General features: G+C 36.9%; 1 protein-coding gene. It reads right to left on the reverse strand.

The genetic code is table 11. From position 1 onward, the window contains the following. The gene (locus FD47_RS14790) at positions 1-324 is read right to left on the reverse strand and encodes a PadR family transcriptional regulator (protein ID WP_056980861.1); all 324 of its coding nucleotides are present in this window, start codon (positions 322-324) and stop codon (positions 1-3) included. Positions 325-450 lie beyond the last annotated feature (126 nt).

Below are 450 nucleotides of genomic sequence, written 5' to 3' on the forward strand. Positions count from 1 at the left end.
CTACTTTTTCATGGAACTTTGGACATTACCTATAAAGTCGTACAAATGCTGAATAGTTCTTTCATCTTTCAAGAAATCTTTCCCACTGGCAACGCCAATTGGGGTAATGTGATAGTATCTGCGAACGCGATTGTTATAAATTTGATTGTGACTTTCAATAAATTGTTTTTTCTCCAAGCGTTTTAAAATTGGATACAGGGTGGACTCCGAAATTTTGATAACGGACTCGACATCCCTGATGATCCGATAACCATACGAATCACCTTTATTCAAGGTCGCCAGAATGCAATATTCTAAGAAGCCCTTTTTCAATTGTGCATTCATTGCCGTGCCTCCTTTCGGCTATACTATACATCGCATAGTATTATGGAACAATGAAATCCTGACATTTAATTGTAAAGTTTGTGTAAATTACGTAAAATGGTACTGTACCCTGTCAAGTTGACACAT

The sequence above is a fragment of the Lentilactobacillus parafarraginis DSM 18390 = JCM 14109 genome, from assembly GCF_001435895.1.
GTDB classification, from domain to species: domain Bacteria; phylum Bacillota; class Bacilli; order Lactobacillales; family Lactobacillaceae; genus Lentilactobacillus; species Lentilactobacillus parafarraginis.